Source organism: Iningainema tapete BLCC-T55 (assembly GCF_014698965.1).
GTDB classification, from domain to species: domain Bacteria; phylum Cyanobacteriota; class Cyanobacteriia; order Cyanobacteriales; family Nostocaceae; genus Iningainema; species Iningainema tapete.
The window spans coordinates 101,841-122,787 of record NZ_JACXAE010000046.1 but is presented as its reverse complement, the minus strand read 5'-3'; the positions used below and the strand labels follow the sequence as shown (position 1 = coordinate 122,787).

The 20,947-nt window shown below is 40.3% G+C and carries 14 protein-coding genes; 5 read left to right on the top strand and 9 right to left on the bottom strand.

Annotated features, from left to right (window positions below; translation table 11 throughout):
* Positions 1-19: 19 nt before the first annotated feature.
* Together ICL16_RS12650 and ICL16_RS12645 are read right to left on the bottom strand one after the other, a co-directional pair.
* Positions 20-1,714 carry a ShlB/FhaC/HecB family hemolysin secretion/activation protein gene (locus ICL16_RS12650; protein ID WP_190828006.1) on the bottom strand — a complete coding sequence of 565 codons (1,695 nt, stop codon included), beginning with the start codon at positions 1,712-1,714 and terminating at the stop codon, positions 20-22.
* A gap of 436 nt (positions 1,715-2,150) precedes the next feature.
* Entirely contained in the window at positions 2,151-2,561 is a 411-nt protein-coding gene (locus ICL16_RS12645) for a type II toxin-antitoxin system PrlF family antitoxin (protein ID WP_190828004.1), read from the bottom strand.
* Positions 2,562-3,000: 439 nt separating this feature from the next.
* Between ICL16_RS12645 and ICL16_RS12640 the strand changes: the two genes are divergently transcribed.
* Positions 3,001-3,237: a hypothetical protein gene (locus ICL16_RS12640; RefSeq protein ID WP_238360745.1), complete on the top strand. Its 237-nt coding sequence runs from the start codon at positions 3,001-3,003 to the stop codon at positions 3,235-3,237.
* Positions 3,238-3,369: 132 nt separating this feature from the next.
* On the opposite strand, the gene ICL16_RS12635 is transcribed toward ICL16_RS12640, so the two are convergent.
* Both ICL16_RS12635 and ICL16_RS12630 read right to left on the bottom strand, forming a co-directional pair.
* Complete coding sequence (locus ICL16_RS12635; protein ID WP_190828072.1) at positions 3,370-3,687, bottom strand: hypothetical protein; 318 nt, start codon at positions 3,685-3,687, stop codon at positions 3,370-3,372.
* Between the two features lie 68 nt (positions 3,688-3,755).
* Positions 3,756-4,373: a Uma2 family endonuclease gene (locus tag ICL16_RS12630; protein ID WP_190828002.1), complete on the bottom strand. Its 618-nt coding sequence runs from the start codon at positions 4,371-4,373 to the stop codon at positions 3,756-3,758.
* 248 nt (positions 4,374-4,621) lie between these two features.
* Between ICL16_RS12630 and ICL16_RS12625 the strand changes: the two genes are divergently transcribed.
* Positions 4,622-4,858 (top strand): hypothetical protein, encoded by a 237-nt coding sequence (locus ICL16_RS12625; RefSeq protein WP_238360744.1) that lies wholly within the window; start codon positions 4,622-4,624, stop codon positions 4,856-4,858.
* A gap of 281 nt (positions 4,859-5,139) precedes the next feature.
* On the opposite strand, the gene ICL16_RS12615 is transcribed toward ICL16_RS12625, so the two are convergent.
* The 5 genes from ICL16_RS12615 to ICL16_RS12595 form a co-directional block, all read right to left on the bottom strand.
* Positions 5,140-5,847, bottom strand: coding sequence for a hypothetical protein (locus tag ICL16_RS12615; RefSeq protein ID WP_190828000.1), 708 nt, complete (start codon positions 5,845-5,847; stop codon positions 5,140-5,142).
* Between the two features lie 6 nt (positions 5,848-5,853).
* Positions 5,854-7,830: an ATP-binding response regulator gene (locus ICL16_RS12610; protein ID WP_190827998.1), complete on the bottom strand. Its 1,977-nt coding sequence runs from the start codon at positions 7,828-7,830 to the stop codon at positions 5,854-5,856.
* Between the two features lie 42 nt (positions 7,831-7,872).
* The gene (locus ICL16_RS12605) at positions 7,873-13,941 is read right to left on the bottom strand and encodes a hybrid sensor histidine kinase/response regulator (RefSeq protein WP_190827996.1); all 6,069 of its coding nucleotides are present in this window, start codon (positions 13,939-13,941) and stop codon (positions 7,873-7,875) included.
* 21 nt (positions 13,942-13,962) lie between these two features.
* Positions 13,963-14,718, bottom strand: a complete 756-nt coding sequence (locus ICL16_RS12600; RefSeq protein ID WP_190827994.1) for an HpcH/HpaI aldolase family protein — start codon at positions 14,716-14,718, stop codon at positions 13,963-13,965.
* A gap of 68 nt (positions 14,719-14,786) precedes the next feature.
* A complete protein-coding gene (locus ICL16_RS12595) occupies positions 14,787-17,192 on the bottom strand; it encodes a UvrD-helicase domain-containing protein (RefSeq protein ID WP_190827992.1) in 2,406 nt (801 codons plus the stop codon).
* Positions 17,193-17,310: 118 nt separating this feature from the next.
* Between ICL16_RS12595 and ICL16_RS12590 the strand changes: the two genes are divergently transcribed.
* The 3 genes from ICL16_RS12590 to ICL16_RS12580 all read left to right on the top strand — a co-directional run bounded on the left by ICL16_RS12590 (position 17,311) and on the right by ICL16_RS12580 (position 20,934).
* Positions 17,311-18,999: a glycosyltransferase family 39 protein gene (locus ICL16_RS12590; RefSeq protein WP_190827990.1), complete on the top strand. Its 1,689-nt coding sequence runs from the start codon at positions 17,311-17,313 to the stop codon at positions 18,997-18,999.
* 44 nt (positions 19,000-19,043) lie between these two features.
* On the top strand, positions 19,044-19,955 hold the full coding sequence (locus ICL16_RS12585) for an AraC family transcriptional regulator (RefSeq protein ID WP_190827988.1): 912 nt from the start codon (positions 19,044-19,046) through the stop codon (positions 19,953-19,955).
* Positions 19,956-20,145: 190 nt separating this feature from the next.
* The gene (locus ICL16_RS12580; RefSeq protein WP_190827987.1) at positions 20,146-20,934 is read left to right on the top strand and encodes a dienelactone hydrolase family protein; all 789 of its coding nucleotides are present in this window, start codon (positions 20,146-20,148) and stop codon (positions 20,932-20,934) included.
* The last annotated feature ends 13 nt before the right edge of the window (positions 20,935-20,947 follow it).

Below are 20,947 nucleotides of genomic sequence, written 5' to 3'. Positions count from 1 at the left end.
ACATTATTTATAACATTCTTTAAAAGAGCGAATAGTTCACCGAGAAGTACAGTCCATTTTCCTGGAGCGATCGCTTTTCACCTTCCACTGATATTAGGGGAATACCCCAATCGAAGCGAGCTGAAAAGTTATCGCCTTTCCACAGCAGCCCTAACCCACTACCTACCAGCGTATTTGGTGATGGATTTTTGCCATTGTGATTCCAGCCTTTACCAATATCAATGAAGGGTGTTAGTTGTAGCACGCCTCCAATCTGGGGAACACGGACAATGGGCAACCGGAATTCAGCTGACAACAACATACCATTGTCTGTTAGTAATATATCCTGACGATAGCCTCGCACACTTAGTTGTCCACCCAAGCTGAATTGCTCCAACGGCACTAGAGAATCGGCGGCAAGTTGTAAATCACCCCTAGCTAAAAACAGAGTGTCCGATGCCAACTGCCGCACCCACTGAGCCTGTCCCCGCCAAGCGAAAAAGCGGCTATCTGGAGCATCTTCATTGAAATTCGCACCGAACCAATCTACACCAACGCTAAATTGCGATCGCGCTGCAAAAACTTGCTTGCTGCTGCGTTGGGTATATTCCTGGGTAAAGCGTAGAGCAGAAATTTTGGTTTTGCCGTCTGCATCAGCACCAGGTGATAACGGAAACCCGCCAATATCATCAATCCCTAATTCAGTTTGGCTTTCTTGGCGCGAAAAAGATAGTCCCACAGCTAATTCCCGGGTAGGCTTTTGGATTAGGGGTTGCCGATATCCCAATTCATAAAAACGGCTATTGGACTGAATATCAAGGGTACTAAATGGTTTTTCAATTACGTTGTTCCACCCTTGGTTAAAACTAAAAAATACAGTGCCATCACGGGCATTAATCGGCAGGGTGTAGTTGGTATTGACTGTATTACTACCATCAGTATTAGTATAAATAACACTCAAAGCATCGCCCCAGCCCAGTAAATTTGCTTCTTCAACATCAACTCCGCGACGAAAACTACCCACACTTGGCGATCGCCCATTATCCAAGGTTGCTGTCAGGTTGAAGGTGTCTGCTTCTTCAACTTCGACTCGTAACACATTAGTTCCCGCTTTCGCACCCGTTTGCAACTCAGCTGATAAATTTTGAATGCGCGGATTGAGGCGAAGTAATTGTAAGTTTTCAAGTAAACGGGGTACATTTAGGGGTTTACCGATACCAAGTTGGATGCGATCGCGAATATACTTACTTTGTAATCGCCGATTCCCAACAATTTTGATTTCTGGCAAACTGCCCTCGATCACCTGAATTTGGATCGTCCCAGCTTCTACTGTCTGCGGTGTAATTAAAGCCCCCGTAGTCACATAACCTTTATCGGTATAGAGTTTGGTAATGGCATCTTTAATTTGCAATAATTCTGCAAATGTTAGTTCTCGTCCGACAAAGGAAGATGTTACAGCCGCAAAATCTTTGGGTTTGAAAATTGTACTGCCAACAACTTCAATGCGATCAATTTTGAATTTAACATTCAGATCCTCTGGTGGACTTTGCGATTCTGGTATGGGAGGAGGAAGTAATTGTTGCTTTGATGGCTGTGGTAGCACATCAGATGGTAAGGGAGTTGTGGGAATATCTTCTAATCTATCTGACGGTAGTAAGCCAGGATTAGGTGTTTGGGCAATTGCCTGTTGATAGTTGCACAATACTGCTGCCAGAACAAAGCCAAATGCCTTCATGTTTCATCTCAGGGATAAGCAATTAATCTCACGCTCAGTAGGGTAAATAGCTAACTCTAACTTCACATTCGTCTAGTAAATTTACCTTAGGGTAAAGTATTAGATAATGCTTTTATATATGGTGGCTGTCTTTTTTTATAAATGCCACTAGAGTAAATACTGATTTCTCATAAATTCACAAATGTAGGACTTACGTATTGACAAAAAGTAGACAATGTGTAATCTTACTGACCGAATTTTTTTATATCCCTTTACTTTGGTACGGAAACTATCATCAGCGCTACAGAGTTCTTGACTTAATTGAATAAAATACAGGTTGCTCGTAGGGGCACAACATTGTTGTGCCCCTACAATTTATTCCATACTTGGGACTCGGTAAACTAAGGAGGGGTTAGCGATCGCATATTGCTTAGAAGTCTGGGGATTGATTAGGAGTTCATGCAAACACAAAGTCTTGAGGTAACTCTTCATCAAGATCTGTGTTCATTCCTTTCGTAAGGACTTCCGCTCGACGGAATAACTCTTCTGAAAGCGGTTTCATCAGTTCTGGATTGTGGGTGATATCGTGGTCAAGTAAGTCCAAAAAGGCATGTGCGGTAATGCTCTGTTTTGAAAGCATAACTTCCTCCTCACGCTCAAAGCGATTATCATGCTCTCTATGGGGTGATTGAAGTTTTTTGTCCATACATTTCCTTTTTTGTTCTTCTACACTTTTTGTATCACTCTCGTCAGAAGAAAATCCAGAACCTTTACCTTGTTTTTCTTTGGTAAGAAAGGTTTTTTTGCCCCGTACCTTAGAGACAGAATAACTAGAATGCTTCAATTGCTTACGCAGTTTTACTTTCATAATGTACGTGTATTGTTTTCTTCCCTCGTGCGATCAACCAGAATAGAGGTAGAGAATGAATCCTCATACTATTTTATCAGGAAATCTCAAAGGTAAGATGTATAAAAAGTTTCTATAAGCTTAAAAAACTTCTCTTTCGTACTCTCTCTATCATATTACGTGCTATGGGACAAAGAAAAGGTTCTTCAGTTCTAAAGTACTAACCGACACATCAGTCATTTCTTGGTAAACACTTTCACTCATAGGAGTTAAGTTGTTAATTTTTCAATCTTAGCCCTCATTTTAGTGCTGTAACGCACCTTTGCTCGTGGTGCGTTACACTATGCAACCGCCTAACATGCTTGTAGTTTCGCTGATTTTTGGATAGGGGCAAACGCAAAATTGTAGCAGTGCCAAAATTGGATTTACAATTTAAGTAGTAGTGTATTCGGAAAAATTTATGCAACAACAGTTGAATATAGAGCAACGTGTATTAGAGAAAATGCGCGAGCAACAACCCAAAAGCAGCCAAGTTGTATTAGACTTTGTTGAATTTTTAGCACAAAAAAATCATGTAAAGCGTCCACGTCGTTCTCTGAAGAGACTTTGGGCTGATTTAAATGTTCATATCACTTCCGAAGATATTGCTCAAGTGCGGCGCGAGATGTGGGGTAACTTTCCCAAAGAGTCTGTTTGATGGCATCATTAGTTGTAGATACGCATACCATCATTAGACATCTCCGAAAAACATGTAGAGACGCGAAATTTCGCGTCTCTACAACGGTTGTAGACAACGCACAATTAATTTCTGGAGATGTCTATTTGGTATCTAGAGGGTTCTACTAATATATCTGCTCGTGCAACAAGGGCAATTGATGAAGCATACACTAAATCTTGAGACAATTTGGTAGATATAAGAAGACTGCACGTCTATGAGTAATTGAGTCATTAATTCCTCATTACGTTTTGTATTGGTTTGTTGCGGAGATCGATTCATTTTTTTCAGAGGTACTGAAATCATTTTTCTTCCACTCTTTGCTTGTCGCTTCTGCCAATCAGCAAATATTGCATCTAAGTCGTAGTTAAAAGCTTTTGCGTGTTCTTCACGGATGCGATGAATTTCCTCTAAAATCTCGTCTTTCCACATAATAATTATTCTCCTATAAGTTCGTAAGGTGTACAAATTGTTAGTAACTCATATCCACAATTCATGCTTTACAAAGCACCATTAAAAATCTGATTAGCAGTCAAGTTCAAATCTGGAAAAGTAGGAGATATAATCCGTTCCCAATTCCGAAATTGAGTAACTTGATATTCTTCATCAACTAAATAATAAATAGAAATGGTTGGTTGTTTGGGATTACCAATAAACTTTCTTGCTCCCAAAGCTGCATAATCTACTATCCAATATTCAGGAATTTTCATTGCTTCATAATTCCCTAGTTTGGTGTAATAATCATCTTCCCAGTTTGTACTCACAACTTCGATAATTAAAGGAATCGATTCACTTTGAGTTACGGTTGATTCCTTTTCCCACAATTCCTCGTTGTGTAGATTAGCATCGTTGATTAAAACCACATCCGGTGAATAACCAGACGATTTTCTCGGTGGTTTTACTAATGCTGTTTTGGGTATAAAGTATGGCAAGTATAAGCGCTTATACTCAACAGTAATTTCCCCTGCTAGAAATCCCGTGACTTTTTCATGTTTTCCACTCGGCTGAGACATTTCTACAATTATGCCATCGTGTAACTCGTAACGCTTCCCGGTGTTTTCCGGCAGCCATGCAATAAATTCTTCAAAGGTAAACAGTTTGGGTAAAGCTTGAGCCATATCAAAACCTCTGCTTTTTTGACTTTACCATGTGAGCGCGTTGAGACTGATTAATTTGATACCGCAGCACAGTTTAAAGGCTGATGATTCTTATATATTATCTAGGAATCGCAGCACAGGTTAATATTCCTTTACTTTGGTACTGGGTAAGGTGCAAGACCTGAGCTTTTGGATAGGAGCGATCGCAAAATTGTAGCACTGCCCAAATTGGATTTACAATTTGAGTAGTAGTGTATTCGGGAAAGTTTATGCAACAACAGTTGGATATAGAGCAACGTGTATTAGAGAAAATGCGCGAGCAACAACCCAAAAGCAGCCAAGTTGTATTAGACTTTGTTGAATTTTTAGCACAAAAAAATCATGTAAAGCGTCCACGTCGTTCTCTTAAGGGACTTTGGGCTGATTTAAATGTTCATATAACTTCCGAAGATATTGCTCAAGTGCGGCGCGAGATGTGGGGTAACTTTCCCAGAGAGTCTGTTTGATGGCATCTTTAGTTGTAGATACGCACACCATCATTGTCATGTAGTTCCTGATATGCCGGACAGAATTATTGCAGCGACTGCTCGTTATTTAGGTTTACCATTGGTAACTTGTGATACAAAAATTCCAGCATCAGATATTGAGACAATTTGGTAGACATAGTAGATTTCAACTTAATGAAGTACAAAAATACCCCACCCGCGCTGTCGCGTACCCTCCCCTTTGCAAGGGGAGGGTTGGGAGGGGTGTACTTCACTAAGATACAAAGCATAGCAGCTCGTAGTTAGCCGATTTTTGGATCTAAAACGATTTGCTCACCGGATTTGTTGACATGATAAGTCCAAGATGAGGAGCGCACTTGTACAAATACTTCCCAACCTTCTATAGGGTTATACTCTTTGGTGCAAATTTCGCCAAAGTTGAACTCGCAGGGATTGCCAAAGGTTTTCGGTGTTACTTGGGTAATTTGTAAGTTAGCGATCGCTTCCCCAGATCTTTGTTGTGCATCGCGTAAAATAGAATCACGGATTTCTTCGGGTAGTGAGGTAGTCTGTGACACGCTCACTTTCGGATCTAAAACGATTTGCGAGCCAGATTTATCAACATGATAAGTCCAAGAATCTTCTTTTACCTTAGCAATTACTTCCCAACCTTGAATGGGGTTGTATTCTCTTGTACAAATTTCACCAAATCTGAAGATACAGGGATTGCTAAAGGTTTTTGATTTAACAGAGGTAATTTGCAAGTTACGGATTGGTACACCTGAGCGTTTGGCAGCATCGCGTAGTATGGATCTGACAATTATTTTAGGTATTCTATCTGGATTCTTTTGTACCTGGGATGACTGACTGATGCGCTGGGGGTGAAAAGCAGCAGCAGTGTTGCTAGTCAGTCCGATTCCACACACTAGTATCGTCATTAGGGTTAATGTAACAACTTGAGAAGACTTGAGGGTGCTTGTAGCTAAAGTAGATGGCTTGATCGTATTCATATATTGCTAATAAATCACAGGGTTTCTCGATCTTTGACGAAGAACGCTGTGTAAAGTTTGCAATAATTCCTTAGTTGTGTAGGGTTTAGAAATAAATGTTTTGACAACCGCATCTCCTTTCAGTTGCGAGCTTGCTACCAAACCGCTGACAGCAATAATTAAGACATCAGAATTAATTTTTTGTAATGTGCGGATAGTGGTTGCACCGTCCATTAACGGCATCATCATATCCACCAATACCACGTTGATTTCATCTTTGTGCTGGGCATACAGTGCGATCGCTTCAATCCCATCGCTGGCTGTCAACACCCTATAGTTATAAGTTAAAAGCGAGATTTTAGTAGTTTCGAGAATTTCGGCTTCGTCATCCACAACCAAAATCAATTCTCCGTTTCCTTTTGGCAGTTGGAGGTTTTCTACTAGCGGCGTTGCTGATGCCGACACTGCTGGCAAGAACACTTTAAATTCAGTTCCACTTCCCACCTTGCTGGACAAGTTAACAAAACCACCATGACTTTTAATGATACCCCTGACGGTAGAAAGACCTAACCCTGTACCTTTGCCAACTTCTTTAGTGGTGAAAAACGGCTCAAATATTCTATCTTCTATTTCTGGTGGTATACCGATTCCTGTATCTGCTATAGTAATTACAATGTAGGGACCGACACAAGCATCAAGATTTATCCGGGCATAGTGTTCATCTATGAACATATTTTCGGCAGTGATACTCAGATTGCCACCGTTGGGCATAGCATCGCAAGCGTTGACAACTAAGTTCATCAGTACCTGATGCAAGTGTGTGGCATCTCCAATCACAGCCCAAAGATCTGGCTGTATATTCATAGAGAATTCAATGGATTTAGGAAATGTCTCTTGAACAATCTGCTGAATTTCCGAAAACAGGTGGTTAACTTGCACCATTGTACGTTTGCCTTCAACTCCACGAGCAAAATGCAATACTTGCTTGACTAAAGCAGCTCCGCGCTTAGTGTTAACCTCAATGATTTTAAACATTTGCTGACTACGCTCATCAACATTGGGCAGTTTGATTTGTAGCAGTTGTGCTGCAGTCAGAATTGGTGTTAAGATATTATTGAGGTCATGTGCAATACCGCCAGCAAGTGTACCAATGCTCTCTAGTCGTTGAGTGCGGAGGAACTGGGTTTCAAGTTGTTTTTTCTCTGTAATGTCAGTGTTAACGGTAAGAATTGATTTAGGTAGCCCAGAGCGATCGCGCATCAAAGTCCATCGGCTAGCAACAATAACTTCCTTGCCTTGTTTGTTTACCTGACTTAACTCACCCTGCCACGAGCCACGTTCATCTAAACTTTTCTGGATATCTTGCAGTTGATATAAAGTGTTAGGTTGATACAGAAGCTGATTGGCATCTTTACCAATTGCTTCACTTACCTTCCATCCATACAAATTTTCAGCCCCTTTGTTCCAAAAACGGATGAGATTGTCTAAATCTCGCACGAGAATTGCATCTGTAGTGATATTCAACAGAGCAGCTTGTTCGCGAATTTTCTCCTCTATCTGTTTACGAGAGGAAATCTCTACCTCCAAACGCAAATTCTGCTCTTGGAGTGTTTTAGTTAAGTTTTGCAGCCTAAGATGGAGTTCGATGCGAGCTAAAACTTCTTCATGCTGAAATGGTTTAGTAATGTAATCAACTGCGCCAAGATTCAAGCCTTTTACTTTATCTACTGTTTCCGAAAGTGCCGTCATGAAAATGATGGGAATATCTTTTGTTAATTCCGAAGCTTTGAGACGGCAGCAAGTTTCAAAACCATCCATTCCCGGCATAAGTATGTCTAATAAAATTAGATCGGGTGGAGCATATTCCGCTCTGGAGATAGCACTTTCACCATCTTCAGCAACTAAGACTGTGAATCCATAATTGCTTAAAAAATCGAACAACATTTCTAAATTGGTAGGAGTATCATCGACGATTAAGATGACACCTTTGTTAGTAGAATTCATAAAACCTCCTGACTCCTGGAAAGACGCCCCACCGGGGCATCTCTACGAATTTTTAATAAAATCCAAAATTTGTTTCCCTTTAAAACTTTTGGCAAGTTGACGCAAGTGGGTAGCAAACGGGATCAATTGTTCATCTAACTCCTCTAGTTTTGCGGCTCGTTGTGCAATACCTCTGATGTCGCCCTTCATCGCCAAATCGAGCAAAACTGAGAGTTCCTCTGGTGGAGGAGCAATCAATTTTGGATTTTGGCTCGTTCCCAGACTCCCGCCACAGAATGCAGATTTTGGATTAACATCCTCTAGTTGCTTGTTGCTTGGTGCATCTTCGTAAAGCCATTCTAACCCCAAGTGAACCCGTAATTTTTCTAAAAGCTCTGCTTCTCGGATTGGTTTGGGGAGAAAATCATTGCAACCGGCTTCTCGGCTCTGAGTTTGTTCAAAATCAAAAACGCTAGCCGATACTGCAATTACCACCACGTCTTTAAGTTCTGGTAACTTTCTGAGGCGACGGGTGGCTTCAAAGCCATCCATTACGGACATGACTAGATCCATAATAATCACATCTGGGTTAAATTCACGCGCTTTGTTAATCCCGTCTAAGCCGTCTATAGCTTCAAGTACTTCAAATCCTAAAGGTGTAAGTAAATTGACTAAAACAGAGCGATTTACCGATTTATCATCTACTACCAAAACTTTCCGTTGTGTTCCAACAAAACCAATGATGTTACGTTGAACAATGCCTTTCATTTCTGTTGGAAAAATTTCCGGTAAATCTAAATCTAGCCAAAAAATGCTGCCTTTACCTACAGTACTCTTAACATATAGTTCACCGCCCATCATCTGTACTAATTGACGGCTAATTGCCAATCCCAATCCGGTTCCTTCAGTCTTACGACTATTTTCACCTACCTGCTGAAATGGCAAAAATATTTCTTCTAATTGCTCCGGTGCAATGCCAATACCTGTATCTTCCACTGCAAACCGAATTTTCTTCTCTTGATAACCTACTTTAAAAGTTATACTTCCTTTTTCTGTAAATTTGATGGCATTACTAAGTAAGTTAATCAAGATTTGACGCAACCGTTTTTCATCGGCTCCAATGACTTTTGGCAGTCGAGATGGTGTGTAAATTAAGGAAATTCCCTTTTGTTCGGCACGGATACGGCAGATTTGCACAATGCTTTCAATAAATTTAGGAAAATGAAACTCTTTGGGATAAATTTCCATTTTCCGAGCTTCGATTTTGGATAGATCTAAAATATCGTTGATTAATGTTAGTAGGTGTTCGCCACATTGATGAATGATGTTAATACCATTCTTTTGCTTTTCAGTTAAAGTTTGATCTTTCTTAAAGATTTGAGTATAACCTAAAATACCATTGAGCGGGGTGCGGAGTTCATGACTCATGTTAGTCAAGAATTCGCTCTTCGCTTTATTAGCGGCTTTGGCTGCTTCTTCTGCTCGCTGACGTTCGCCTATTTCCTGTTGTAGTTGTAAATTTTTAGCTTGTAACTCCAGTGTGCGCTCGTGGACTTTTGCTTCTAGTGTCCGATTATATTCTTCTAAATCATTATAAAGACGTGCATTTTCTATTGAGATTGCAGCTTGGGATGATAAAATTTGTAAGACTTCCAACCGCTCTTTTGTAAATGCGCTTTTTGTTAAGTTATTTTCTAGGTAAAGGATGCCAATAAGTTTACATTGATTAATAATTGGCATACATAATATAGATTTTGGTTTGTGGTTGATGATATAGCTATCGGTTGTAAAAACGGACTCAAAGTCCGTATCATTTAATACAATACTCTCATGAGTTCTCTGTACATAATTAATTATAGATATTGGTAGCTCTTGGCTAGATTCTACAGGTGTCGAGCGCTGCTTACTGCTCTCATCTTGCCCGAATCTTGCCGCAGCTTCTATGCATAACTGCCCTGCTTTTTCTAAAATTAGAAATCCTGTTTCTGCACCAGCATTTTCCATCAAAATTTGCATCAATTTAGCCAGTAGCTTATCCAGAACGATTTCGCCAGAAAGTGCAAGAGATGCTTTCATTACTGCGGCTAAATCGAGAACTCCCTGACTGCTTGTAGTAGTAGAATTAATGGTGCTTACTTCGATAGTTGTGTTTTTTTGCCTATTTGAGATCTGAGGATATTTTACTTCTAAATCTTTTACTTTACTCGTTGCTCCCCAGCGAATATATCCATAGTATGCATCAGTAAGATAGGTTTGAGCCACCTTTTCTCTGCCACGCTCAAAATAAAACTTTGCTGCCAGCTCGCTTGCGATCGCATCTTCCTGAATGTACCCCTGTTCTCTAGCTCCAGTAATAGCGCGATCGTAACACTTCATCCCTTGCCAAAATTCACCCAATACCCGCGCTTTCTCTGCTTCCACCAGATCGTATTTATGCTGAAAATTCATTGGGGCATTGTCTGCCCATTTTTGCATCTTTTCCTGGTTACTTATCACTCTACTCAAAAGGTATTCTTGTCGTGTATGTGGTACTGATGAATATATGGCTAGGTGTGCTATAGAATCATAGAAATAGAACACTGGTACAACAATAAATGCTTTCACACCATCTAAATATCTTTCGGCACAAACGGCATTTTCTACTGATTGATGGTACTCGCCGAACAGATAACAAAGAATAAGTTTGTTTAAATAAAAGTAGTGGAGTCCCGTTCTGTCATTAGCTTTTAGAAGCAGCGGTAATGATTTCTCTTCGTTGTAGACTTCACCCATTAAACGGCATGGATTGTTCTCTGGTTGCAGCAAGTTAAGAACTGACTGCTGAAATATTTGATTCCAACTCAAAGCATTTTCTTGCTTGAGTTGAGCCAGAGCATTACTAATTGTTGCCATTTCTCGTTCAAGTCTTGTTAATTCCTCCCCGATAAAATATGAATATTGGCATTTTTGCATTGCCGCATAGCCACCATATTCAAAATGTCCGTTTTCCAGTCCACTTTGATATCCATCCATTAATAGAGGCAAAGTTTCTCTGGCATGAACTTTCCCATGCATCGTACATGAAGAAGCCACAAACAATACACTTGTCTTGAGTTCTATAGCGTTGAATCGTTCTACTAAATTTAATGCCAACTTACCAAATTTATAAGCAGACTCACTATCCTGAACTATCCCGTTTAAAATCACACCGTAACAAACATAACCATAGGCTGAGAATGGTGCATTTCCATGTTTGATAGATAAGTTTACTTGTTCACACACAACCAAAGGAAACAGTGCTGGTGCAGCTTGATAGGTAGGAGAACCCATACTTGTGAGCATCCTTATGGCTGCTAGCTTATCTACCTCTGTCATTAACGGTAGATTAATCAAGTCTTCTATACTCTTGCCTGTCAAATTTGTCGCTGTTTGTAAAAGTGTTTGCTGGATTTCTAAGGGACTAGGCGACTCCGGAAAGCTGATACCCAGCAGTAAGAGTGCTTCAGAGCCAATCTTGACTGCTTCGAGTGGTTTAAGTTGTGCCATGCAGGCTTGAATTTTCACCTCGTATACTTTCATTTTGTCAATAGGAGTTTTTGCCTGTTGCAAAATAACCGTTGCCCCTGACTCCATCTGCTCAAAATCGCCCTTGAGGTACGCTGTTTCTACCGCTGACTCATAAAGCGCTAGTGTTAACTCGTACTTATTGTGCCAGCTATTCGCTTTCATTAACCCCAAACCTACCTTGAGATAATCAAAAGCCGAGTCATATGCTGTCGCTGCTTTTGCTTTTTTACCAGCTATAAGGTTTAATTCTGCTAGTTCATATTTTTCTGACTCAGACGTCAGTAAGTCTATGCCATAATTTAGGTGATTAACTAAAGTAAAAATATTTTCTTTTCGTTCTTCCCGTGTAGTATTTTGTAGTAGTAACTTACCGATTTTTAGATGAGTTTCTTGTTTTTGCAAATCGGGAATGAGAGAATAAGACGCTTGCTGCACGCGATCGTGTAAAAATTTGTATGCTATTGTCAGTTGAGCGTACTGATTACTGAGAACCAAAGGAATTTTATAAGATTCATCTAAAGGTAGAACTAAACCTGCCTGCAAAGATTCCCACAAATCAGCAGCAGTTTCTGACAAAGATTTTTCATTAACAATGCTCAGAATGTCTAAAGTAAATTTGTTCCCAATGCATGCGGCTAACTTTAATACTTTGATGGTACGTGGTGACAACTTCTGAATCTGACTAACCATTAATTCGACGACATTATCAGTAATATCAATACCACCAATCATGTCAATATCCCATTGCCAGCAACCTTCATTGAAATTAAATTTCAACAGGTTTTCCTCATAGAGAGATTTGAGTAGCTGAGTTAAGAAGAAGGGATTTCCCAAGGTTTTGTTAAATACTAAATCAGCTAGCGGTTGTATCGTTAATTTAGAGACGCGAGATTTATTTGTAGAGACGCGAAATTTCGCGTCTCTACAAAGGGTATCGCTGACTAATTGATTGACATTTTGGATTTCCAAAGGCTTGAGGATAATATTGTTAACAACCGCACTTCCAGATTGAATCTCCTTCAAAGTTAATATCAATGGATGTAGAGACGCGCCACCTCTCGTCTCTACCTCATTATCCCGATATGCTCCAATGAGTAATAAATATTTGCTCATAGGGTTACTCATGAGCAACTGAATTAACTTCAGAGAAGCTGAATCCGCCCACTGTAAGTCATCGAGGAAGATTACTAGCGGATGTTCTCTTTGACTAAATACGTGAATAAATTGTTGAAATACCCGATTGAATCGGTTTTGGGATTCAACAAGTCCCAATTTAGGAACATCTGGCTGCTCACCAATAATTCTTTCAACTTCGGGTATTACATCAATAATAATTTGACCATTGTCACCTAAAGCTGCTAAAATTTTTCTTTTCCAATTTGCTATGTTTTCAGCACTTTCTGTTAATAGCTGCCGCATCAATTCTTGAAAAGCTTGAATTAAAGAAGCACAAGGAATATTCCGCTTAAATTGGTCAAATTTACCAGAAATAAAATAACCTCGTTTACAAACAATAGGTTTATGAATTTCGTTCACTAAAGACGATTTCCCAATACCTGAGTAACCACTTACTAACATCATTTCTACCCCCCCAACCCTCCCTAAATTCGGGGGGGCAAGGGGGGGTTGAGGGGGGTTTGCTACTCGCTCAAAGGCATCCATTAGAGTAGCAACTTCTTTTTCGCGTCCATAAAGTTTTTGCGGAAGGATAAATTGGCTGTATGAATCAAGCTGACCAACAGTGAATTCTTCAATTTTACCATTCGCTTGCAATTGCTTTAGACATTCTTCTAAGTCGGCTTTTAGTCCCAAGGCACTTTGATATCTTTCTTCAGCCGTCTTGGCTAATAATTTCATGACAATATCCGACACCGCTTGAGGAATTATCTTTATGTCCAGAGGCGGTACTGGTGTTTTAGCAATATGGCAATGAATTAATTCTAAAGGATCTGTAGCAGAAAAGGGCAGTTGTCCTGTTAGCATTTCATAGAAGGTGACACCTAAAGAATAAAAGTCAGTTCGGTAATCGATTGAACGGTTCATCCTCCCAGTTTGTTCTGGTGACATGTAAGCAAGGGTGCCTTCAAGCAAATTGGGATTACTAACAGTTTGATTTTCCCTTGATAGGCATGATGAAATACTAAAGTCTATAATTTTAACTTGCCCTGTGTTTGTATTAATGAAAATATTTTGTGGTTTAATATCTTTATGAATAATATTATTTTGATGTAGCTGAGCAAGGGTTGAAGATAATTGAATAGCAATTGGCAAAAAATTGCTTAAATTAAAGTTTTGATTAGTGATAAAATTGTTGAGTGGTTCTCCACCAAAATCTGATAAAATTAGCGCCAGACCATTTTGATAACTTTTTAACGCTAAGGGTTTTACAACTCCTTCTATGTCCAATTGTTGGAGTATTTTATATTCGTGTCTTAATCTGGTAATTTGTTCTATGGTAGGATACTCAGCATTGAGAGTTTTGATCATCACCGATCGCCCTGACTCCTCTACAGCAAGATAAACACAGGTAGTGGCACTTTCAGAAAAAACTTCGATGAGGTTATAACCAGCAATGATCTTACTCATTTTTTTCTTCCTCATGTGAGGCTAGATTGAATTAATCTCTTCAAGAGTTTGTTTTGCCGCTCGCCAAAGATACATTGTGTCAACACCTACTCCAATCAAGCTAAATCCTGCTTTTTTTGCAGATAAAGCATTCTGAGTATCAGCAGTAAAAATACCTATTGGTATCTTTTTATGCAAACATGCCTCTTGAACAGAACCAATTGCTTTTTGTACATCAGGATGATTAACCTGACCGATCAGTCCCATACTGGCGGAAAGATCAAATGGACCTACAATTATAGCATCGAAACCAGGAACATCAATTATAGATTCAATGTTTTTCACTGCATCAATGTGTTCAATTTGTAAAACAACGACTATTTTTTCATTTGCCGTCTTTAAGTACTCTTGAGAACTCATTCCATAGTTTTGCGCTCTCCCAGAGCCAACACTCCGACTTCCTTGTGGAGGGTAAAGGCAAGCATCAAGGGCATATTTGACTTCTTCAGGTGTCATGACATGAGGCACAATTATCCCATCACATCCCGTATCCAGTACCCTCTTGATCCAAATGCTATCATTCCCAGGTACTCTAACTAAATTTGCACAGCGATCGCCAGTTGCTTGCATAATTAACTGGACTGTTTCTAAACTGAGAACTCCATGTTCCATATCTATCCAAAACCAGTCAAATTCGAGTTTTGACAATGCTTCAGCAGTTTCTGAACATGGAAGTGTGATCACAACACCAATCAGAGTTTCAAGCTGGTTCAGTCTTTGCTTAAAGTTAACTACCATTAAAAAACCTCCAAGGCTTTGATCCTTAAGAATAACCTTATTAGATCTCGACCGAATTTAAACGTACATTATCCAGAATCTTTTACGCATTCGGGAAATTGGCGCTTAAGTGCTGGAAAAACAGGACATGGTGTAGAAGATTGTAAGTTATTTGGTTTACTCCAAGTAAAAGGTGCTTTTTGGGCAGCGGATATCCACAACAGACGTTTTGCCCTTGTCATGGCGACGTAAAGCAAACGGTATTCCTCAGCAGTTTTCAAGTATTTTGCTTGTTCCCAAGCTGCGGCGGTGCTGGGTAAAGTAGATTGATTGTGCAAGGCAGCGCGAATTTGGGCGCGAGCAACTTCTGATAAGGTAAAGTCACCTAAAAATTGGCTTTGGGGAGGAACCCAAAATCTACCGGGAATTAAATTTTCGTGTAGAAAGGGTAGAAAAACGTAGTCCCAATCTAGCCCTTTTGCCTTGTGCATGGTAATAATGGTAAGTTGCCCTGGACGGGTGTAACGTGCTTCCAAGTCTTCTGTTTCTACAGGTTCAAATCTTTCGGAACTGACTATTTCACTCAGTACGGCAAGCATTGCCCCTAGAGAATTATTACCTTTCATTTGCAGGTTTACCCGTTCTGCTAATTTATCGGCTGTTGCTAGTTCTGCTTGATCGTAATTTAATGCCAAGGCTAAGAATGATATTAGCTGGTAGATGGGTAATTCTAACCGGGCGCGAAGAAAACTTCGACACAAGTGTGCTGCTTTTTGTACTGGCTCCGTTTGGGGAGGAGCCAACGGACCTGGATACAAAAACTCTTCTGGTAAACTAGCTAAGATGTTGAGATCTTGGGTTTCAATCAACCGCCTTTGGACAAGGGTTTCTAATGTCGCTTTCAGGTATTCAGACGAATGGGGGCGATCGCAAAATTGTAGCAGTGCCAAAATTTCCGACGGTACATGGGAATGGCGATCGCGTTCTCCTACATCATATAGTATAATTTTATGCTCTTTACACACCGGGGCAAGAGCTTCTGCCAACCACCTTCCTTGACGATTTTCCCGCACTAAAATAGCTGCACGAGTATTCTTTGCATCTTGAGCAAATAACTCAATCGCTCTTGCTGACAGCAATTCTACTGTGTGATGAATATCACGAGGAGTACACAGTTCCAATCCTCGTCCCACCTTTTCCGGATTTGCATCAGTTTGGGGATCGTCAGGATCGCAAGAGCGAATTTTCTGGGGACGAAAGGGAGTGGGGCTAGTGGGGAGTTTGTCAGTGGGGCTGTGGGGAAGATACAGACTATTGACCCATTCTAAGACAAAGTTAGCAGCTTCAATAATGATTCTAGTACTACGACCTGCTTGATCCATTGTTGCCAATAGCCCTTGAGCGTTGCATTGTTCACAAAAGGAGCGAAAATAAATCGGATCTGCTGGGGTAAAGGTGGAGTTAATCGCCTGATTAGGATCGCCAACACGCACTAAATTGATTTTGATTTTCTCCCCTACTCCCCCACTCCCCTGCTCCCCTGCTCCCCTGCTCCCCTGCTCCCCATCCTCTGGATCAGTGGCGAGAATTTCTAGTAACTTAGTCTGTAGAGGGCTGGAGTCTTGTGCTTCGTCTTCAAAGACAGCGAATACTTGGTTTTGCTCAATTCTACGGGCATTTTCGTTGTCCAAAACTCGCAGCGCGGCTAATATCATGTCGTCGTAGTCTATGAATTCTTGCTTGCGCATTAAGTTTTGATATTGCTCGTACAACCCGGTTGCAACACTTAAAATTGCATATTCATCTGTAGTTTGTGTACTTAACAACCGCAAATCTTCTGGTAACAAACCAGAACTTTTGGCTTCATGAATCACCGTAGTCGCCAAATCTGGCAATACTTCTGTTCGCAATACTGACTGGCGACGCAGCCTTTCTGTTTCTTCTCCGTCAAATTGAATACCTTCTAATAGGCGAGAATAACGACCTGGATGGTTAGCAATCCATTGCTCTACAGCAGTACGAATGAAGCGATGACTTTGGTTTGGTGTAATTAATGTGACATTTTCTAGCTGTAGCCCTGATAAATCGGGATAGCGGCTGGCAATGTTCAAAGCTAACCCATGTAGAGTATTGACAACAAAGCCAGTTTGCGGTAAAGATAAGTCGTCTCGTAAGTACTGACGGATTTTGGCTTTAATATTGGCAGCAGCAGAGCGAGTGAAGGTGACAACAACCAGTTGACGACGGGTATTGCGTTGTGAGGAGGAACGCTCATACTGACGCGCTATTGCCACAGCCGCCGCCGCTGCCATCCCGGTAGATTTGCCTGCACCAGGAACTGCGGAAACAGCTAATGGACCAGATCTCCAGTCTACCATTTGCTGCTGTCCCGGACGCAGGCGATTGCGGATCAGCGCTTTTGCTGTCTCTCTCCGGGAAGACACTGACGTTTCTGGCTGAGGATATACTTCAATAGAATGGGATTCTTGCGGCACTGGGTATGTATGATTGGTGTCTTAATATATATAATTTTAGAATGGGAATTGCTAATTGCTAATCGCTAATTGTCAATTGTGTCTGCTATTAGCCATTAGCTATTAGCCTTTAACATTTATGTCACGCAAATTTTCTCTACATTATACAGGTTTAGCTGGGGTGATCGCACTTGGTGCTATCCTACGCTGGTGGCATTTGGACTTAAAACCTCTGTGGATGGATGAGGTGATTACTGCCATCTTCAGCTTGGGTAAAAACTATCTTGATTTACCAATGGATGTGGTGTTTCCCGCAGCGCAGTTGCCGGAGATTTTTACTTGGAAACCAGGAGTCAGTTGCGCTCAAATTGCCCAAAATATTGCGAATCAGTCTACACATCCACCGCTCTTTTTTTGCGGGATGCACAGTTGGTTGGGGTGGATGAGTCTGGGAAAAAATGGAGTGGCTATGCGATCGCTTAGTGCATTATATGGTGTGGGTGCGATCGTCGTCATCTACTTTGTCAATCGGATTGCCTTCTCCCCAACTGCTGGGATCATGGCAGCAATTTTAATGGCTGTCTCGCCTTTTGCCGTTTACCTTTCCCAAGAAGCTCGACACTACACATTGCCAATGCTACTGATTAGTTTAGCGTTGTTGGGGCTGGTACAAATTCAACGGGATATCGAACAGCGTCAGACAGTAAGATTTCCCGTTTGGCTTTTTTGGGCAATTATTAATAGTATCGGTCTTTATGTCCACTACTTTTTTGTCATTGCCTTTGTTGCCCAAATTGCCACATTGATTACTACTCAGCATAGAATGTTGGGGCTACGACTAAGAAGCATGCCTTCGCTGGAGGGTAGAGGGCGCAAAATTTGGCTTGCTCTGATTTTATCTGTCAGTGGAGTTGCGCTCAGTTTTCTTCCTTGGTTGGCGATCGTATTGAATCATTTTAACCGTTCGGAAACTAACTGGTTAGACAAACCAAATTACATCGCCCCCTTATATCACACTCTCATTGGCTGGATACTGATGGTAATTACTCTCCCCGTAGAAAATCAGCCCTTATCAATTACAGTGATATCTGGGTTGTTAATGCTTTTATTTAGTGTGTGGTTAGGGTGGCAAGTCTTCAAAGGGATAAAGCAATTGTGGCGTACACCTTCAACTCATCTATCTACACTAACTCTCTTGAGTTTCTCTGGTTGGGTATTATTAGAATTCTTTGCCCTTGTCTATTTATCAAAAAAAGATATTACCACAGTTCCCCGCTATAACTTTGTCTATTATCCCAGTTTCTGCGCCCTCATAGCAGCAAGCTTTTTTCAAAGACAGAATAATGGTGTAAGAAGAAATTCATTCTTAATTCTTGTTCTTGTTAGTGTTCTTAGTAGTATTTTCGTCATTTCTAACTTAGTGTTTCAAAAACCATTTCAGCCAGAGCGAGTCGCCCAAAACATGAACTTAGAGCCTACTACTCCATTAATGCTTGTAGTAGGGTATAGAGATTATCAAGATGTAGCATTGGGGTTAAGTTTTGCCTTAGCACTTGAACCACTTAGAGAAACCAAGGCAACTACTAATTTTGCTTTTTTCAAGCAATCTCCAGATTTTGATTCTGTTTGGCAAAAACTTTCCCAACTACCTACACCAAAAACATCTAAACTAAATTTATGGGTTGTAGGTCCTGGAAGAAGACGCCGAGATTACCCACAGCAGGTAGTTGTTTCTGGGCAAATCACTTGCAATATAGACACACAGCAATATTATCGCATAGGCATTCCTTATCAACTTTATCGATGTGAAGATTTTAAAGGTAAGTAGTTGCGCTACGAATTTATGAAAAGCTGTACTTAAATACTCGAACCATGAAGACACAAAAGCAAAATATCCAACTCGATTACACTCAAGCAAATGCATCAAAAACATTTGTACCGAATTTCCCTATCCTATCGAGTTTTGGTTGTTGGAGCAATATTCATTTTGAACACCACCACCAACCAGCGTTTGAAGTAGCCGAACATCAACATACATGGCACACTATCGCCTATGGTTCTCTAGGTTCATCGTTGGGAGAACGTTGGTTGGATGGAATTCGCTCTGAAGAAAGACGAGAACGGGGAGACATTGCAATTATTCCTGCTGGTATTTCTCATCGCTGTAATTGGAATACGGAAGCTGAGTTTACGATTTTAGCAATTGAACCAGTGTTTTTAAAACAAGTTGGTGAAGATTTGATAGATAGCGATCGCCTGAAACTAATTCCTCAGTTTATGTCCGAACAAGACTTACTCATACAAGGTGTTTTTTCAACCTTAAAAGACGAGTTAGAGTCAAGTCAAATCGGTGGTAGGTTGCTAATTGACAGCCTGAAAACCACATTAGCGATTCACTTATTACGAAAATATTGCAATATAAAACCAAAGCTTTATAGCTACCAGGATGGATTGTCATCTCTCAAATTGCAACAAGTAAAAGAATATATCAACGAACATCTTGAGCGAGACTTAAAGCTAATAGAATTGGCTGCACTTGTTCAAATTAGCCCCTACCATTTTTTACGTTTGTTCAAGAAAAGTATTGGTTTAACTCCCCACCAATATATATTACAGCGTCGAATTGAGAAAGCAAAGTTTTTATTGCAGTATAGCGAACTTAGTATTGCTGAGATTGCTGTCACGGTGGGGTTTTGCGATCAAAGTCACCTGACTCAGTATTTTAAAAGAATTGTTGGTGTCACGCCAAGACAATTCCCGCGAGGTTATACCGTTTCACAATAACTATGATACAAAACAGACGTGTAGAGACGCGAAATTTCGCATCTCTACAGTATCGTGATTAACGTGAAATGGTATTAATCGCAATAATTTAATAATAAAGCGCAATTTTTTTCTAGAGTCTGAAAATGCAAATTTTCTAAAATACGAGCAGCGTTGAAAAATAGCAGGGATAAAATCTAGGAAAAGACAAATGACAAATATTGAAATTAATACGACAAGAGTCAAAATACCTAGTCAAGATTTACAAATTGATGCTTACCTAGCGCAACCATTACAAGAGAAAAACTTTGGTGCAGTTATCGTTTTCCACGAAATCTTTGGTGTGAATGAAAATATTCGAGATATTAGCGAATTAATCGCTAAACAAGGATATATCGCCATTGCACCTGCGATGTATCAACGCATTGCTCCCGGTTTTGAATTTGGATTTAGTGAACCAGATATAGGCTACAGTCCAGAAGCCTATCAATTGGGACTACAGTACTATCAACAAGTCAAATATTGGGAAATATTTAGCGATATTCAAGCTACCATTTCCTATCTCAAAACTTTACCTAATGTCAAAACTGATTCTATTGGCTGCATTGGCTTTTGTTTTGGTGGTCATGTTGCTTATATGGCTGCAACTTTACCCGATATCAAAGCCACAGCTTCGTTCTACGGTGGTGGAATTACAACTTCTAGTTATGGAGAAGAAATACCAACACTGAATCGAACCAAGGAAATCAAAGGCACTATCTATACTTTTTTCGGTACGCAAGATGCATTAGTTTCTCAGTCAGAAAACCAAAAAATCGAAGCAGAATTACAGAAACATCAAATCAAGCATCGTGTATTTCGATATGACACAGGACATGGATTTTTTGGTGGATTATTCATTGATAAATACCCCTTTTTAGTACAGCATCCAAGTTTTAATCAAGAAGCTACACTCGATGCATGGCAACAGGTTTTGGAACTTTTTCACAATCATCTTTAATCCCATTTCACGT

Bases quoted from the DNA above. Each gene is read 5' to 3' on its own strand.
- ICL16_RS12650 (WP_190828006.1), bottom strand. From the start codon at position 1,714: ATGAAGGCATTTGGCTTTGTTCTGGCAGCAGTATTGTGCAACTATCAA.
- ICL16_RS12645 (WP_190828004.1), bottom strand. From the start codon at position 2,561: ATGAAAGTAAAACTGCGTAAGCAATTGAAGCATTCTAGTTATTCTGTC.
- ICL16_RS12640 (WP_238360745.1), top strand. From the start codon at position 3,001: ATGCAACAACAGTTGAATATAGAGCAACGTGTATTAGAGAAAATGCGC.
- ICL16_RS12635 (WP_190828072.1), bottom strand. From the start codon at position 3,687: ATGTGGAAAGACGAGATTTTAGAGGAAATTCATCGCATCCGTGAAGAA.
- ICL16_RS12630 (WP_190828002.1), bottom strand. From the start codon at position 4,373: ATGGCTCAAGCTTTACCCAAACTGTTTACCTTTGAAGAATTTATTGCA.
- ICL16_RS12625 (WP_238360744.1), top strand. From the start codon at position 4,622: ATGCAACAACAGTTGGATATAGAGCAACGTGTATTAGAGAAAATGCGC.
- ICL16_RS12615 (WP_190828000.1), bottom strand. From the start codon at position 5,847: ATGAATACGATCAAGCCATCTACTTTAGCTACAAGCACCCTCAAGTCT.
- ICL16_RS12610 (WP_190827998.1), bottom strand. From the start codon at position 7,830: ATGAATTCTACTAACAAAGGTGTCATCTTAATCGTCGATGATACTCCT.
- ICL16_RS12605 (WP_190827996.1), bottom strand. From the start codon at position 13,941: ATGAGTAAGATCATTGCTGGTTATAACCTCATCGAAGTTTTTTCTGAA.
- ICL16_RS12600 (WP_190827994.1), bottom strand. From the start codon at position 14,718: ATGGTAGTTAACTTTAAGCAAAGACTGAACCAGCTTGAAACTCTGATT.
- ICL16_RS12590 (WP_190827990.1), top strand. From the start codon at position 17,311: ATGTCACGCAAATTTTCTCTACATTATACAGGTTTAGCTGGGGTGATC.
- ICL16_RS12585 (WP_190827988.1), top strand. From the start codon at position 19,044: ATGAAGACACAAAAGCAAAATATCCAACTCGATTACACTCAAGCAAAT.
- ICL16_RS12580 (WP_190827987.1), top strand. From the start codon at position 20,146: ATGACAAATATTGAAATTAATACGACAAGAGTCAAAATACCTAGTCAA.